The organism is Tardiphaga sp. GW822-FHT04G09 (assembly GCF_058800725.1).
This window is the reverse complement of record NZ_JBXAMO010000026.1, coordinates 13,960-27,593: the sequence shown is the minus strand read 5'-3', so window position 1 is coordinate 27,593 and position 13,634 is coordinate 13,960. Positions and strand designations below refer to the sequence as shown.

At 59.9% G+C, this 13,634-nt stretch carries 12 protein-coding genes and 2 pseudogenes; 7 read left to right on the top strand and 7 right to left on the bottom strand.

The window, feature by feature from the left end; translation table 11 throughout:
- Positions 1 to 256: 256 nt before the first annotated feature.
- A complete protein-coding gene (locus tag AC1RLZ_RS27940; RefSeq protein WP_493191296.1) occupies positions 257 to 1,750 on the bottom strand; it encodes a tripartite tricarboxylate transporter permease in 1,494 nt (497 codons plus the stop codon).
- Between the two features lie 5 nt (positions 1,751 to 1,755).
- Entirely contained in the window at positions 1,756 to 2,205 is a 450-nt protein-coding gene (locus AC1RLZ_RS27935; RefSeq protein ID WP_493191295.1) for a tripartite tricarboxylate transporter TctB family protein, read from the bottom strand.
- A gap of 494 nt (positions 2,206 to 2,699) precedes the next feature.
- Between AC1RLZ_RS27935 and AC1RLZ_RS27930 the strand changes: the two genes are divergently transcribed.
- A complete protein-coding gene (locus AC1RLZ_RS27930; RefSeq protein WP_493191294.1) occupies positions 2,700 to 3,572 on the top strand; it encodes a Bug family tripartite tricarboxylate transporter substrate binding protein in 873 nt (290 codons plus the stop codon).
- Between the two features lie 238 nt (positions 3,573 to 3,810).
- Here AC1RLZ_RS27930 and istB read toward each other — a convergent pair.
- From istB to AC1RLZ_RS27910, 4 genes and pseudogenes are all read right to left on the bottom strand, one after another.
- A pseudogene (istB, locus tag AC1RLZ_RS27925) lies at positions 3,811 to 4,631 on the bottom strand (IS21-like element helper ATPase IstB).
- The gene (locus tag AC1RLZ_RS27920; RefSeq protein WP_493191335.1) at positions 4,631 to 4,948 is read right to left on the bottom strand and encodes a hypothetical protein; all 318 of its coding nucleotides are present in this window, start codon (positions 4,946 to 4,948) and stop codon (positions 4,631 to 4,633) included. The pseudogene istB and the gene AC1RLZ_RS27920 overlap by 1 nt, the downstream one beginning before the upstream one ends.
- A 160-nt stretch (positions 4,949 to 5,108) precedes the next feature.
- Positions 5,109 to 5,228: pseudogene (locus AC1RLZ_RS27915) on the bottom strand (hypothetical protein); the annotation flags it as partial.
- A gap of 592 nt (positions 5,229 to 5,820) precedes the next feature.
- Positions 5,821 to 7,032, bottom strand: coding sequence for a CaiB/BaiF CoA transferase family protein (locus tag AC1RLZ_RS27910; RefSeq protein WP_493191293.1), 1,212 nt, complete (start codon positions 7,030 to 7,032; stop codon positions 5,821 to 5,823).
- A 312-nt stretch (positions 7,033 to 7,344) separates the two neighbouring features.
- On the opposite strand from AC1RLZ_RS27910, the gene AC1RLZ_RS27905 reads away from it, so the two are divergent.
- Genes AC1RLZ_RS27905 through AC1RLZ_RS27880 form a run of 6 tightly spaced genes read left to right on the top strand, consistent with a single transcriptional unit; the run spans position 7,345 to position 12,881 of the window.
- Positions 7,345 to 8,160 (top strand): SDR family oxidoreductase, encoded by an 816-nt coding sequence (locus AC1RLZ_RS27905; RefSeq protein ID WP_493191292.1) that lies wholly within the window; start codon positions 7,345 to 7,347, stop codon positions 8,158 to 8,160.
- Positions 8,161 to 8,189: 29 nt separating this feature from the next.
- Positions 8,190 to 9,014, top strand: coding sequence for an enoyl-CoA hydratase/isomerase family protein (locus tag AC1RLZ_RS27900; RefSeq protein WP_493191291.1), 825 nt, complete (start codon positions 8,190 to 8,192; stop codon positions 9,012 to 9,014).
- A complete protein-coding gene (locus AC1RLZ_RS27895) occupies positions 9,011 to 9,430 on the top strand; it encodes a Zn-ribbon domain-containing OB-fold protein (protein ID WP_493191290.1) in 420 nt (139 codons plus the stop codon). Before AC1RLZ_RS27900 ends, AC1RLZ_RS27895 begins: the two co-directional genes overlap by 4 nt.
- Positions 9,427 to 10,596 (top strand): thiolase C-terminal domain-containing protein, encoded by a 1,170-nt coding sequence (locus tag AC1RLZ_RS27890; RefSeq protein ID WP_493191289.1) that lies wholly within the window; start codon positions 9,427 to 9,429, stop codon positions 10,594 to 10,596. The genes AC1RLZ_RS27895 and AC1RLZ_RS27890 overlap by 4 nt, the downstream gene beginning before the upstream one ends.
- A gap of 29 nt (positions 10,597 to 10,625) precedes the next feature.
- Entirely contained in the window at positions 10,626 to 11,771 is a 1,146-nt protein-coding gene (locus tag AC1RLZ_RS27885; protein WP_493191333.1) for an acyl-CoA dehydrogenase family protein, read from the top strand.
- A gap of 24 nt (positions 11,772 to 11,795) precedes the next feature.
- A complete protein-coding gene (locus AC1RLZ_RS27880) occupies positions 11,796 to 12,881 on the top strand; it encodes a Bug family tripartite tricarboxylate transporter substrate binding protein (RefSeq protein WP_493191288.1) in 1,086 nt (361 codons plus the stop codon).
- A 78-nt stretch (positions 12,882 to 12,959) separates the two neighbouring features.
- Here AC1RLZ_RS27880 and AC1RLZ_RS27875 read toward each other — a convergent pair whose 3' ends face one another.
- Positions 12,960 to 13,418 (bottom strand): MaoC/PaaZ C-terminal domain-containing protein, encoded by a 459-nt coding sequence (locus tag AC1RLZ_RS27875; protein WP_493191287.1) that lies wholly within the window; start codon positions 13,416 to 13,418, stop codon positions 12,960 to 12,962.
- Between the last annotated feature and the right edge of the window lie 216 nt (positions 13,419 to 13,634).

Below are 13,634 nucleotides of genomic sequence, written 5' to 3'. Positions count from 1 at the left end.
TCGCGACCCGCAGGCCGCAAGAGTCGGGATGTATCGGCGAGCGGTCGCTACCGAGCGTAGTGGAGAGAACTACAGCGCTCAAGTGCCCGCCTACTAGTTGTACGCTATGAAACCGGGGACGTTCCAGCCGTAATTCCGTCGATACAGGGAAGTTAGCCCTATGAGATCGGGAGCAGTCGCGTTCGCGATCAGCAATTGCGGACAATATCGATTTCGTTGTTATCGTCGGCCACTTTTACGATGGTGATTGGCGCGACTATTCTTGAAACGCCTCCTCGCGTTGTTTCCGTGCTGAAGGTATCATCAACATCGCCAGTAACAGGACGATCAGGATCAAGAAGGCTGCACTAATCGGTCGATCGACGAAGATGCGCGGACTTCCCTGCGAAAGCAGTAGCGACCGGCGCATATTCTCTTCGAGCAGCGGGCCGAGAATGAAGCCCAGGATAAGTGGCGCGCCTTCGCAGCCCAGTTTGATCATCAGGTAGCCGGTGACCGAGAGGGCGCTGGCTAGATAGAGGTCGAACGAGCTCGAATTCAAGCTGAAGAGGCCGATGCAGCAGAAGATCACGATGCATGGATAAAGGATGCTGTATGGCACGCTCAAGAGCTTCACCCAAATGCCAACCAGCGGCAAATTGATTACCAGCAGCATGAGATTTCCGATCCACATGCTCGCGACCATTCCCCAAAACAAGGAAGGGTTTGTCGTCATGACGGCCGAACCTGGCGCGATGCCCTGGATCATCATCGCTCCCATCATTAGGGCCATGACGGCATTTGAAGGAATTCCGAGCGTGAGCAGGGGAATGAAAGAGGTCTGGGCACCGGCGTTATTGGCCGCTTCCGGCCCGGCGACGCCTTCGATCGCTCCGCGTCCGAAACGCTCTGGCGTGGACGAAATGCGCTTTTCGAGCATGTAGGATGCGAACGAGCTCAACACCGCGCCGCCTCCCGGAAGGAGTCCCAAAAGGCTGCCGACCAAAGTCCCGCGTCCCATCGCTGGAGCCGCCTCGCGCAAGTCTGACAGGCTGGGCATCAGCCGCCCGACCTTGCTGACGGTGCCCTGACGACCGTTCTGCTGCACAAGATTGCCGATCACCTCGGCCAGACCGAAGAAGCTGAGGGCGACGATCACGAAGTCGATTCCTTCGGACAGGTTCGCTGCCCCGAAGGTGAAACGGGAGGCACCGGAATTGACGTCGGTGCCGACAATGCCCATCAGCAGGCCGACGATCACCATGGCGACAGCCTTGAGGAAGTCACCCGCCGCCAGAAGGGTCGCGCAGACGAGGCCAAAGAGCATGAGCGAGAAATACTCCGGAGCTCCGAATTTCTGCGCGACGCTCGCAAGGACAGGTCCGAACGCGGCAAGCGCAAGCGTCCCCACACAGCCTGCGACGAACGAGCCGATCGCTGCGATCGCCAGCGCGATGCCGGCACGTCCATCGCGCGCCATCGCGTGTCCATCCAATGCGGTCACGACAGAGCTCGACTCGCCGGGCAAGTTCAGGAGGATCGCAGTGGTCGATCCGCCGTATTGCGAACCATAGTAGATTCCCGCGAGCATGATGAGCGCTGCGACTGGGGAGAGGCTGTACGTGATCGGCAGTAACATGGCCATTGTTGCAACCGGCCCGATACCGGGCAGGACGCCGATCAAGGTCCCGAGCAGGCAGCCGATGAACGCGAAGCTCAGATTGGACGGGGTCGTTGCAACGGAGAAGCCGAGAAGGAGGTTGTCGAACATAACGGTCACCACTTCGCGAGCGGGATCGGAAGCCCCAGCCCATAGATGAATACGAATGAGCAGAACGCGCATAGCAGGAGAGGGACGAGCACGAATTCTATGCGGGACGTCCGTGGAATTGCGGCCATGGCGAGCAGACATCCCGACAACAGCGCTGGCGCGAAGCCGAAGCGTGTGATCACCCATCCGAAGGCAACGAGTGAAAGTCCGATCGCGACGATGGGGCGAATGCGCTCGACATGGAATGCGGTGCTAGGCGACGCCACTCCGCGGATCGCAATCGTTACGCCGATTGCTGCGAGGATGATTCCCAGAAGAAGCGGAAAGAAGCCCGGTCCCATCCGGGCCACGGAGCCTACATCGTATTTACTAGACGCATAGGCCACGGCAAGGCCGAGACCGGTAAACAGGACGCCGCTCAAAACATCCGTATCTCGAAAGGATGAGACATTCATGTGGCGTAACTCCCTTCTCGGCTGATTAAGGCGACGGGGTCATGGACATCTCAGGTGTCCTTTCCAGCCGCGTCGAATTCATCTTCAGCAATTCCCATGCCGTGCAATGACCACCACGGAAAACCTCGCTCGACTTAATACGCACCGCATCAAGGCACGACGCAGAGACTTAGCCCGGTGCCGTTAACGGTGCTCGCCGCCGCAAGCCTGACGTTCGTGAGGACAGTTGTGTTTTCGCCGCGAACACATGGAAGAGTAAGCCGCCTCACCGTCCTCGTCCGAGATACCAGTCGGCATATGGAAGTGCATGGCATGGCAATTGCTGAACTTGCGGAGGCCAGACTCGCTGCAAATGAACAGGAGCGGCAGATTTCAGAGGAAAGCAGGAGGGAATTATGACTCGTAGGATCAAGCAAGCGCTCACCGCTTGCGTTGTGCTTATGCTGTCCGTCGGGACGGCTTGCGCACAGAACTGGCCGAATGGTGCAGTGCGAATGATTATCCCATTCCCGGCAGCGGGACAGACCGACTTGCTGGGACGTGCATTTGCCGAAGCGCTTCGCACTGCTGTCGGCGAAGCGGTGGTCGTCGAAAATAAAAATGGCGCAGGCGGTAATGTCGGCGCGGCTGTTGCGGCACAGGCGGCTGGCGACGGGCAAACAATTCTGGTGGTCACACCCGGAATGCTGTCGATCAACCGTTGGCTCTACAAGTCCCTGGGCTTCGACCCCGACAAGGATTTCAAGATGGTCTCGATCGTCGGGCTGATGCCCAGCGGCGTTGCCGTGAATCCGAAGTTAGAAGTCAAAGACCTCGCCGGATTGATTGCCATGATGAAAAAGCGGTCTGACGTGCGTACGGCGTCTCCGGGCGTCGGCACCACCGGGCATTTGATGTCCGAACTCCTGAAGAGTACGGAGGGAGTAAAGTCGATCCACGTGCCGTATCGTGGCAACGCTCCAGCGCTCCAGGCGCTGATCGCCGGTGAAGTGGACGTGCTGATCGACGGCATACCGGCCATGATTAATCAGCACCAGAAGGGGGCGATCAGGCTTCTAGCGGTCACATCGCCTAACCGGATGAAGCAACTTTCCGACGTCCCGACTGCAGCGGAGCAGGGATTTCCAAAGATCACCAACGAAGCCTGGTATGGCATCGTCGTTCCGTCCTCGACACCGGACGCGATTGTTCAGAAGATCTACGCCGCAACAAAAAAGGCAATGGCCGACCCGAAACTTCTCGAGCGGTTTGCAAGCCTCGGCATCGAACCGCAAACGTGGGACGGGACGCAAATGGCTAAGGTGGCACAGGAGGAATCAGCCCGCTGGAAGGAGATCGTCGAGCAATCGGGTGCGAAGCTCGACTAGTCCCATTCTGCCGCTACTTTGTAGCGCGACGATTAGGGAGGCCGGCGGCGATTATGATGGCCGGTATGCGGCGGCGCCGAATGGTGGATTTTGTCTATCACTGGGCCGCAGTTTTGGCAACGACCCAGCGACAATTGCGCTGAGTTGTAATTGTCGCTGAGCGGCGCGGTGAGCCGGTTCGATCTGGCCACGAAGGTTGCTTGGATAGTTGGCGCCAGCGACAATTAGTCAGCGACAATTATGATGGCCGGTCGTGGGATGCCTCGGGCGGGGAATCGTCGCTGGAGCTTTCCATGGCGGAGATGCGGGCGACGGCGGAGCGCTTGCGGTAGCTCTCGCCGTTCATCTCGAGGATGGTGGAGTGGTGAACGAGGCGGTCTATGGCCGCGACAGTCATCGTGGGATCCGGAAAAACGTCAGACCAAGCCGAAATGGCTGGTTGGCGGTGATGGCGATGGAGTGGCGCTCATAGCGATGGGCGATGAGTTCGAACAGGGCGCTGGTCTCGATCTGATCCTTGCGGACGTAGGAGAGCTCGTCGAGGACGATGAGATCGTACTTGTCTAGCTTGTCGAGCATCGAAGACAGGCTGAGCTCGCGACGGGCGGCCTGAAGCTTCTGGACCATGTCGGTGGTGGTGCAGAACAGGACGCGGCGCCCGGTGTCGATGAGAGCGTGGCTGATGGCGGCGATGGCGTGGGTCTTGCCGGTGCCGGATTGGCCGAAGATGAGGAGATTGTCGCCGCTGTCGATCCAGCCCTCGCCTGTCGTAAGGGAAAGCAGGTGTGGTTTGCGGATGCCGGGAGCGGCGTCGAAGTCGAAAGTGGCGAAGGTCTTGCCGGCGGGCAAGCCTGACTGGTCGCGATGGCGCTGGATACGCCGCGATGTGCGCTCGGCCATCTCGATCTCGAGCAGCGAGGCGAGCAGATGGGCCGCGGGCCAGCCATCGCGATCGGCGGTGTCGGTGAGACGCTTCCAGTTGCGGTTGATGCTGGGCAGGCGCAGCGCCGTCAGCAGAGTGGGCAGCACGGCGGCGGCTTGATCTTTGGTTCTGGTCATCACTGCACCTGAGTGCTGGCGAGCAGGCAGTTATAGCCCTTGGTATCGGGTGGCGGGATCGTGACATCGGCACGTGTTCTGGCCGTGGGCAGGAACTCACCCTTCAGTTTGGCTATATCGGGGAGTTTGCTCGCGTCGAGCGCAGCCTCGATCCGCTGGCCCAGCGCATCGATGCAATTGCCGTTGGCGGCGATATCGAGCAGCGCGACCATGTCGCGGCAGGCTTGGCGGGCATCGAGTGCGGCATCGAGCGCCTGCCATGCCCGCAGATAGGCATGGGTGGGAAACAGGGCGTCTCGGTAGACCAGATAGCGCAAGGCTTGGGGCTTGCGCCGCAGGTTCCCAATGACGTGCCGGAAATCGAAGCTGTGCCCCCGATCGGGGTGTTTGACGCGGACGGGTGGTGGTCATCACCTTGTCGGGCCCGAGGAAGAGCTCGATACGGTCGTCGTAGAGGTTGGCGTGGAGGCGGCGCCCAACGAGGCGCGAGGGCACCGAATAGGTGACCCGATCGAGGCTGACAGTGCCATTGCGGGTGACGTCGGCACTGATCAGGGTGAAATCGGTTGTTCGCCGCGGCGGCAACGGCTTGAGCATACGCCGTTCCTCGTCCACGAGCGCGTTCCGGCGCCGGTTCTGCTTGGCTACTTCCTCCTCGACGAAACGGCGATAGTCTTCGATGCTGGCGAAATCGCGGCTGCCTCGGCGGCGCAGAGCTTGGTCGAGCCGCCGCTTGAGGTGACCATTGGGGCTTTCGATCGAGCCGTTCTCATGGGCTTCGCCGCGGTTGTTGCGGGTGGCGCACATGCCGAGGCGGGGATCCTTCTCGATCCGACGCGCGCTGCGTTCGCTGATACCGGCCTTGGCGGCCGCGACGGCCTGGGTGTGATGACGACGCTGAACCATATAAAGATGTGCCTGCTGATCGGGAATGTGGTGGCCAGGCATCGGAACCTATCGCTGCTGTGTTCGATAAGCGTTCCAATACCACCACCCGGCGTCGCCCGATCAGGGTCCCCGATAAGAGGGCTTTGAAGATCGCCTTCGCCCGTCAGGCCCGCTCTTCGGTCGGGGCTTCGCCCCTCCCTGCGACAGGCCTGACGGGCGAGCATACCGGCCATCATAGTTGTCGCTGAACCGGCCACCGTAGTTGTCGCCGCGCAGCTACTTTCTATCGCGACGGGGCGGTCTATCCTTGAAGGATCGCCCCTTCGGAAATCAGTCGATCGATCTGAGCTTTCGTGTAGCCATACTCTTCAAGTACGTCAGTCGTGTGAGCGCCGATCACACCGGCGGGTGTGCCCATTGCAGCTGGGCTGCCCGAAAAACCCACGGGAGAACGCACGGCGGTGATCGATCCCTCGGTTGGATGTTCGACCGCCTGAAAGAGGCCAACCGCCGAAAGATGGCGATCATCGAGCAGATCTTTGAGCCCGAGTACCGGGGCGACAGGAATACTCGCAGCGCTCAGCTTCTCCAGCCAGTACGCTGTTGGTCGTTCGCCGAGCAGTGAGCCGAGCAGAGTATAGAGGACTTCGTAGTTCTGGCTTCGCGCATTCTGGTTCGAGAAGCGTGGATCACCGGCGAGGTCTGGGCGTTCGACGATTTTGAAGAAGTCGCGCCAGTTCTTATCGTTATAGGGAAGTGCGCAGACGTAGCCGTCCGTAGTCCGGTGCGGCTTTCTCAATTGCGACATCACGCGCGCATATCCGGTCTCCTCGTCGGGGCCGAATGTCCGGTCGCCAAGGTGCTCGACCATGAGAAACTGGACCATGGTCTCGAACATGGGGACCTCAATCTGCTGTCCTTCTCCGGTGCGGTGCTGATGGAGCAATGCGGCGAGTAGTGCGTATGCCAGCGTCAGCCCGCAGACCTTGTCTGCGATCACCGTTGGAAAGAAGCGGGGCTCGCCAGCCAGCCGGGAGCCGAGATCTGCTATCCCGGATAATCCCTGAATGAGATCGTCATAGGCGGGCTCGTCACAATATGGGCCGTCGGCGGAGTATCCATACGCTCCGCAGTACACGAGGTCCGGTTTGATTGCCTTCAGGCTTGCGTAGTCCAGCCCCAGTCGCTCGATGGCTTTAGGACGCATCGCATGAACGAAAGCGTCGGCCTCGCTGATGATCTTGAGCAAGACCTCGCGGGCTTCCGGCTTCTTCAAGTCCAGCGTGATGAGACGCTTGCCGCGATTCAACGCGATGTGGATGGGTCCCATCCCATGATCTCCGTTCTTGCCCACATGTCGCATGATGTCGCCTTCAGGAGCTTCGACTTTGATGACCTCCGCGCCGAAATCAGCCATCACCTGCATCGCGTAGGGTCCCATGATAACTGCGGTGAGATCGACGATCTTGATGCCTTTGAGAGGGCCGTGCCGGGTCGTTGATGCGTTTGTCATTGTGCCCGTTCTCAGATGTACAGAAATGATGCGTTTCAAAACGCTCCCGGCTTTCGATAGCCGGGCTTCGTGGCGTCCTACGTCGCGGCTTTCGCAAGTTGCGTGCCAGACACAACACCGAACAGCGAGGAAGGTCGGCAGTCATATTGCGCTGCGTCATTGTGTATGCCGCGTACATTCGGAGCACTCCGTTGTCCGCGAATAAGACATCTGAAGATCTCTCGGCGGCGTCTTTGGTCAACTTGTTGCGGGGACGAGGTCTGGTACGCGCTTTGCAATCAGGTGTTTCGTGCATTCAACCGCGAGACAATGATGAGCGAGAATTCAAAATCCGTATTCGGCCCTCAGCTACTTGCAGGGCGGACAGCTTTCATCACCGGAGGCGGGACGGGCATTGGCCTGGGTATCGCTCAGATGTTCAGCAGGCTGGGCGCCAAAGTGGTGATCGCAAGCCGAAAGAGTGAGGTCGTCGCTGCAGCGTCGGAAGAGTTATGGCGCGCCGGCGGTGAAGCACTCGGCATCGTCACCGACGTGCGTGACTACGATTCGGTTGTCTCGGCGATGACGCGGACCGTCGAGCGCTGGGGCGGGATCGACATCCTGATCAACAATGCGGCCGGGAATTTTGCCTGCCCGACGGAAGATCTGTCACCGAACGGCTGGCGTACTGTCATCGATATCGATCTGAATGGCACGTTTCATTGTTGCAAAGCAGCGTTTCCTTACCTTTCCGCATCGCCTCATGTGGGACGGATCGTCAGCATCATCACGGCATATGCGTGGGGCGGATGGCCCGGCTGCGCACCTGCCGCTGCGGCGAAGGCCGGTATCCAGTCATTGAGCCGCACACTCGCGTTGGAGTGGGGTCCGAAGAACATCCTGACGAACACCGTCGCGCCGGGCCCTATTGCCGACACGGAGGGGACGCGTCGAATCCATGAAGAGACCGATCGCGCCGATGCGGAGCTCGCGCGCGTTCCGGTCGCGCGGTTCGGCCGTGTCGATGAGATCGCGGCCGCGGTCACCTATCTCGTGTCCCCAGCCGCCGCCTATGTGAACGGTACGGATCTGGTCGTGGACGGCGGACGGCAATTCAAAGCGACAGAATCCCGGAAGCAAAAATCATAAGAACGGAGAGCGTCTTGGTTGAGGAAGCGGTGCCAGTAAAAGTTACGCACGACGGATCTGTCGCAATCGTTCGACTCTCGAACGACGAGAATCGAAACTCGATGACGCAGGCCATGCGGGATGCGGTCGCATCAACCTTCGCGTCCCTTGAGACCGATGTGGACTGTCGGGCAGTCTATCTGACGGGAAGCGGGCAGTCGTTCTGCGCGGGGGGCGACCTCCCGATGCTGAAGAACGAAATGGACCCATGGTCCACGCATGCTCGCTTCAACAGGACGGCACAGTGGCTCACGGCCTTGATACGGTTCCGGAAGCCGATCGTGGTCGGGGTGAACGGCTTTGCCGTCGGCGGCGGGTTCGGGTTGTCACTGGTCGGCGATACGATCATTGCCGCCGAGAGCGCGAAGTTCATGGCAGGATTCTTCAGGCTCGGCGTCATTCCGGATATTGGCGTGATGTATAGCTTGCCGCGGCTCATCGGTCTCGCTCGCGCCCGTACGTTCATTTTCGAGAACCGCACCTGGACCGGCCAGGAGGCCGTCGATAACGGCGTCGCTGCCGCCGTCGTGCCGGACGATCGGCTCGATGAAGAATGCCTGAAGCGAGCTCACGCGTTGGCGAATGGTCCGATCGAAGCGATGGGGCTGGCAAAATGGCTGATGGGTAGAACGTTCGAGACGTCCATCGATGACATGATGGCGTTCGAGAACCTGGCTCAATCTCTCGCCTTCACAAGCCAGGCGTTCCATGAAGGGCTGGATGCTCTGAGCAACAAGCGGAGGCCTGATTTCGCTGCGGCCTCCGAGCGGGAGATCTTCGTCAAAGCCAGCCGAAGCCAGAGGAAGGCGAAATGAGCGGTTCCGAAGCGGCAATGCCGGTCTCCAATGCGGATTCGGCTCCGTACTGGCAAGCCGCCGCAAAAGGCAAGCTCATATTCCAGCGATGTCCGGAGTGCGGGACGAAGCGGTTTCCGCCGCGTCATCTGTGTCCGACATGTTGGTCCGATCAAACCGAATGGGTCGATGCATGCGGACGCGGAACGGTCCACGCGATGACCGTGGTTCGCCGCGCACCGTCGCCGGCATTCCAGTCGCAAGTGCCATATGTCGTCGCGCTGATCGAATTGCAGGAGGGGCCTCGATTGCTCACGAACATCGTCGGTCCGAACGCCCTGCGGGCGCAGATCGGGCAGGCCGTGGAAGTGACCTTCGAAACGCGGGGAGAAGGGGCGGTACCGCAATTCCGGATCGCAGACGGAGACGCAACATGACCGGGCTTCGCAATAGCGCTGTCGTCGTCGGGGTGGGCGAGTCTGACATCGGCAAAGTGCCGGGCATGACGGGGTTAGGCCTGAACGCCCAGGCGGCGAAACGTGCCATAGTGGATGCGGGCCTCAAGCCGTCGGATATCGATGGCCTGTTGACTGCCTACTCATTCACCGAGCCCTATTTCATGCTCGGCTCGGTTCTAGCCGAGTATCTGGGGCTGATGCCGACCTACTGCGCATCGGTGATCGTTGGCGGTGCCTCTCCCGCGGCGATGATCGGGCACGCGGCGGCGGCCATTGCTGCCGGCCGGTGTCGGGCCGTATTGATTTGCGCCGGCGAGAACCGTGCCACCGGCCTGTCGCGGGACGAGGCCGTCACGGCGCTCGCGGCAGTCGGGCATCCCTATTTCGAGGCCCCTTATGGCGCATTCATTCCAGCGCTCTACGGGATGGTCGCCAATCGCTACATGCACGAATATGGCATGACCTCCGAGCAGATGGCGGCGGTTGCCGTTCAATCGCGCAAGCATGCGGTGATGCATCCCAATGCCCATATGCGCACGCCGATCGTGATCGATGATGTGCTTAACGCCAAGCGGATTGCGGATCCGCTCGGTGTCCTCGACTGTTGCCTGATCTCTGATGCTGGAGGGGCCATCGTCATCGCGCATCCGGATCTGGTCAGGGACCGGCCGAAGTCACCGGCTTGGCTGCTTGGCATCGGCGAGCACCATACGCATGAGCACCTGATCGCAGCGCCGAGCCTCACCGAATTCGGTGCGATCAAGTCCGGTCGCATCGCCTATGAAATGGCGGGCGTCGGCCCGAAGGATGTCGACTTCGCCGAACTTTACGACTGCTTCAGCATCGTCCCAATCATCGAAGCGGAAGAACTCGGACTTTGCGAGCGGGGGGAGGCCGGAGTGCTCTTTACCGAAGGTCAGGCCGCTTTCGACGGACGTCTTCCGATCAATACCCATGGCGGAATGCTGTCGCATGCCCATGCTGGCGCAGCGGGCGGATTGTTCGGCGTCATCGAGGCGGTGCGTCAACTGCGAGGCGAATGCGGTGCAAGGCAGGTGCCGAAGCGCGACATCGCTCTCGTTCACAGCGAGGGCGGCATCATGTCGTCGCACTGCACCCTGATTTTTGGTCGCGAACGTCACTAGAAGTCGCCGAACAGCCAAGGTGGAGATCTATGTATTACAATACGTTTGGTTTTTCCAACGATCAGGTCCTCATGCGCGATAGCGTGCTCGGTCTGCTGGAACGGGTCTTTCCAGCCGACGCAATCCGCGATCATGAGGAGCGCTCGGCGTATCCGCAAGACGCTCACATGGAACTCGCGCGAGCCGGCTGGTTCGCGCTTCCGTTCGATGAAGAACATGGCGGTATGAACGGGTCCTACACGGATCTTGCCGTCCTGCTGGAAGCGCTTGCCTATCATCACAAGGGCCTGTCGACTGCCTATCTGGGTCCGACGATCTACGGAGGCGCCACCTTGCGCCATGCCGGCAGCGACGAGCACAAGCGGGCGTATATTCCCGAGATTATCGCCGGAAACATCAAGATGGCGATCTGCTACACGGAGCCATCCAGCGGTTCCGATGCCGCCGGCATACGCACGCGCGCCGTGGCCGATGGCAACGACTACCTTATCTCGGGTCAGAAAGTCTTCATCACGAACGCGCATGTCGCGGATCTCATGATCGTCAGCGCGAAGACCGACCCTGACGCCGGACGGCGCGGCCTCAGCATGTTTCTGGTGGATGCAAAATCCGCGGGGATCGACGTGAGAACGCTGGACCCGCTGGGGAGCCGGACGACGCTGATCAACGAAGTGTTCTTCGACAATGTCCGGGTGCCGGCGCGCAATCTTCTGGGCGAGAAGAATGGTGGCTGGAAACTGCTGATGCGGGGACTGAACCTTGAACGGATCGTGCTGGCAGCGGCGAGCGGCGGGCAGGCTCTGAAGGTCATCGATATCGCGAAGCAGTTTGCAAAGGATCGTAAGGCCTTCGGCAAAACGTTGACCGAGTACCAGGTGATCGCCCACCGGTTGGCTGAGATGCAGATGCTGACCGAGTCCGCCCGCGCAATGACGTTTCATACTGCGCGTATGTTGGACGCCGGCGTCGATGCTGTGATGGAGACGGCCATCGCCAAGACGGTCGCCGCGGAGAATGCGTGGAAGGTAGCTGACCACGGCATGTCGATCCTCGCTGGCAATGGTTATGTCGGCGGGGATATGCAGAGAATCTTCCGCGACGCCCGGCTTGGCCCCATTGGCGGCGGCACCAGCGACATACTTCGCAATGTTATCGCCAGGGAAATGGGAGTGTAGTCGCATGCAATATTTTGATCTTGCGTGCGAAAAATCCAGTCAAGGAAAGCGCTGCCGACGGCCAACGCGGAAGCGAACGAGCGAACGGGCTCGACACACATCGAAAATAGGAAACAGCTCATGAGACGAACGAACAATTCCGTAAGATCCGCTTGTGCCACAGTTGCACTGGCAGCATTCGCTGCATTCAGCGGTCCCGCACTTGCGCAATCCGAATACCCAAACCGCCCGATCCATCTGGTTGTCGGATACGCCGCCGGCGGCCTGACCGATGTCATGACGCGTCTACTCGGCGATCGCATGAGCAGGGAGTTGGGACAACCGATCGTTGTCGAGAACAAGCCCGGTGCGGCAACAGGCATCGCTTCCACAACCGTCGCGCAGTCTCCTGCCGATGGCTATACGGTTCTGATGGGGACCACCAGCCTTGCCATTAATCCGACCCTGCAGCCGATGCTGACACCGCGAAATCCAATGACAGAGTTGGCGCCTGTCGGCATTGCTTATGAGTCGCCGTTTGTCCTTCTGGTCAGCAAGAATGTCCCTGTGAAGTCTCTCGCGGAATTCATCGCATACGCAAAGGCAAACCCCGGAAAACTCAATGTTGCAAGTTCTGGGAATGGTGCCGTCAATCATCTCATTCTTGAGATGTTCAAACGCCAGGCAAAGGTCGATTTGATGCATATTCCCTACAAAGGAGCGGCGCCTGCTATCGTCGATATTCATGGCGGCCGTCTCGATGCAACCTTCGCAACACCACTCGACGCCGTGCCGGCCACGGAGCAGGGAGCCGCAAGCATTCTTGCCGTGACATCGACAGAACCCGTCGCGTTGCTTCCGAACGCGCCCCCGGTAGCGCAGACTTTGCCGGGCTTCCGCGGCGTATTCTGGCAAGCATTGTTCGTGCCTGCAGGGACACCGCAGCCGATAATTGCGAAACTGGCGAGCGCATTGAATGCGGCAACGAGCGAAGAGGCATTGCGGGCAAAGGTGGCCGAACGCGGCGTGACGATGCTCACCGGCGGGCCAGCCGAGCTGCAGTCCATGCTAAAGACCGAGATCGAACAATGGAGCGAACTAATCCGTGCGACGGGCCTGAAGGCGGACTAAGTCCAAATAGGAAACCGCAAATGGCGGCGGACCGTTTCATTCGATTGCGGTCCGCCCCCCCCCCGGATGACGAAGATATCAAGCCGGACGTCTGCGATATAGCAGTGTAGCCGTCATGGTCTGAACGTCAGTCCCTTCCTGGTTCTGAATGCTGCGTTGGAGCGTGACTGCACCACGGTCGGGTTTACTGGAGGCCTTCACCGCGCTGACAGTCGCGTGAACGCGAATGGTGTCGCCGTGTTTGACCGGTGCGAGCATGCGCCAATTGGTGATCTCTAGCAGAGCGAGAAGCGTGCCGTCATTGATGCCGCTCGCATAGGTGAGGCCGCCTGCGATCGCGTAAATCAGGGGGCCATGGGCGATTGGCTCGCCGAACGACGTCGAGCGGCAATACTCAAAATTGGTATGGACCTCGTTGAAGTCGCCGGACAGGCAGGCGAAATTGACTATGTCCGTCGAGGTGACGGTTCTGGCAGGGGTCACGAGCGTTTTCCCCACTTCGAAGTCCTCGTAATACATTCCGCGCGGCTTATCCATTCAGGCACTCCCTTTCTGATCCGACCGACCAGCAAGCGCTATGCCATCGGAGTTTTTTGTAGCGCCGTCGATAGTCACCTCGGGAAACTCTTGGGGCCCGCGTTTGCGTAGGTGGATGTCCACTGTTGCGCCTGCGAAGGCGAGCGTGCAGCCATCGTCGTTGGTGTTGGTGTTGAAGACATGTGTCCGCGACAAACACAAATAGTCGCTTCTCAA

Bases quoted from the DNA above. Each gene is read 5' to 3' on its own strand.
- AC1RLZ_RS27905 (WP_493191292.1), top strand. From the start codon at position 7,345: ATGAGCGAGAATTCAAAATCCGTATTCGGCCCTCAGCTACTTGCAGGG.
- AC1RLZ_RS27895 (WP_493191290.1), top strand. From the start codon at position 9,011: ATGAGCGGTTCCGAAGCGGCAATGCCGGTCTCCAATGCGGATTCGGCT.
- AC1RLZ_RS27930 (WP_493191294.1), top strand. From the start codon at position 2,700: ATGATTATCCCATTCCCGGCAGCGGGACAGACCGACTTGCTGGGACGT.
- AC1RLZ_RS27885 (WP_493191333.1), top strand. From the start codon at position 10,626: ATGTATTACAATACGTTTGGTTTTTCCAACGATCAGGTCCTCATGCGC.
- AC1RLZ_RS27935 (WP_493191295.1), bottom strand. From the start codon at position 2,205: ATGAATGTCTCATCCTTTCGAGATACGGATGTTTTGAGCGGCGTCCTG.
- AC1RLZ_RS27910 (WP_493191293.1), bottom strand. From the start codon at position 7,032: ATGACAAACGCATCAACGACCCGGCACGGCCCTCTCAAAGGCATCAAG.
- AC1RLZ_RS27940 (WP_493191296.1), bottom strand. From the start codon at position 1,750: ATGTTCGACAACCTCCTTCTCGGCTTCTCCGTTGCAACGACCCCGTCC.
- AC1RLZ_RS27890 (WP_493191289.1), top strand. From the start codon at position 9,427: ATGACCGGGCTTCGCAATAGCGCTGTCGTCGTCGGGGTGGGCGAGTCT.
- AC1RLZ_RS27875 (WP_493191287.1), bottom strand. From the start codon at position 13,418: ATGGATAAGCCGCGCGGAATGTATTACGAGGACTTCGAAGTGGGGAAA.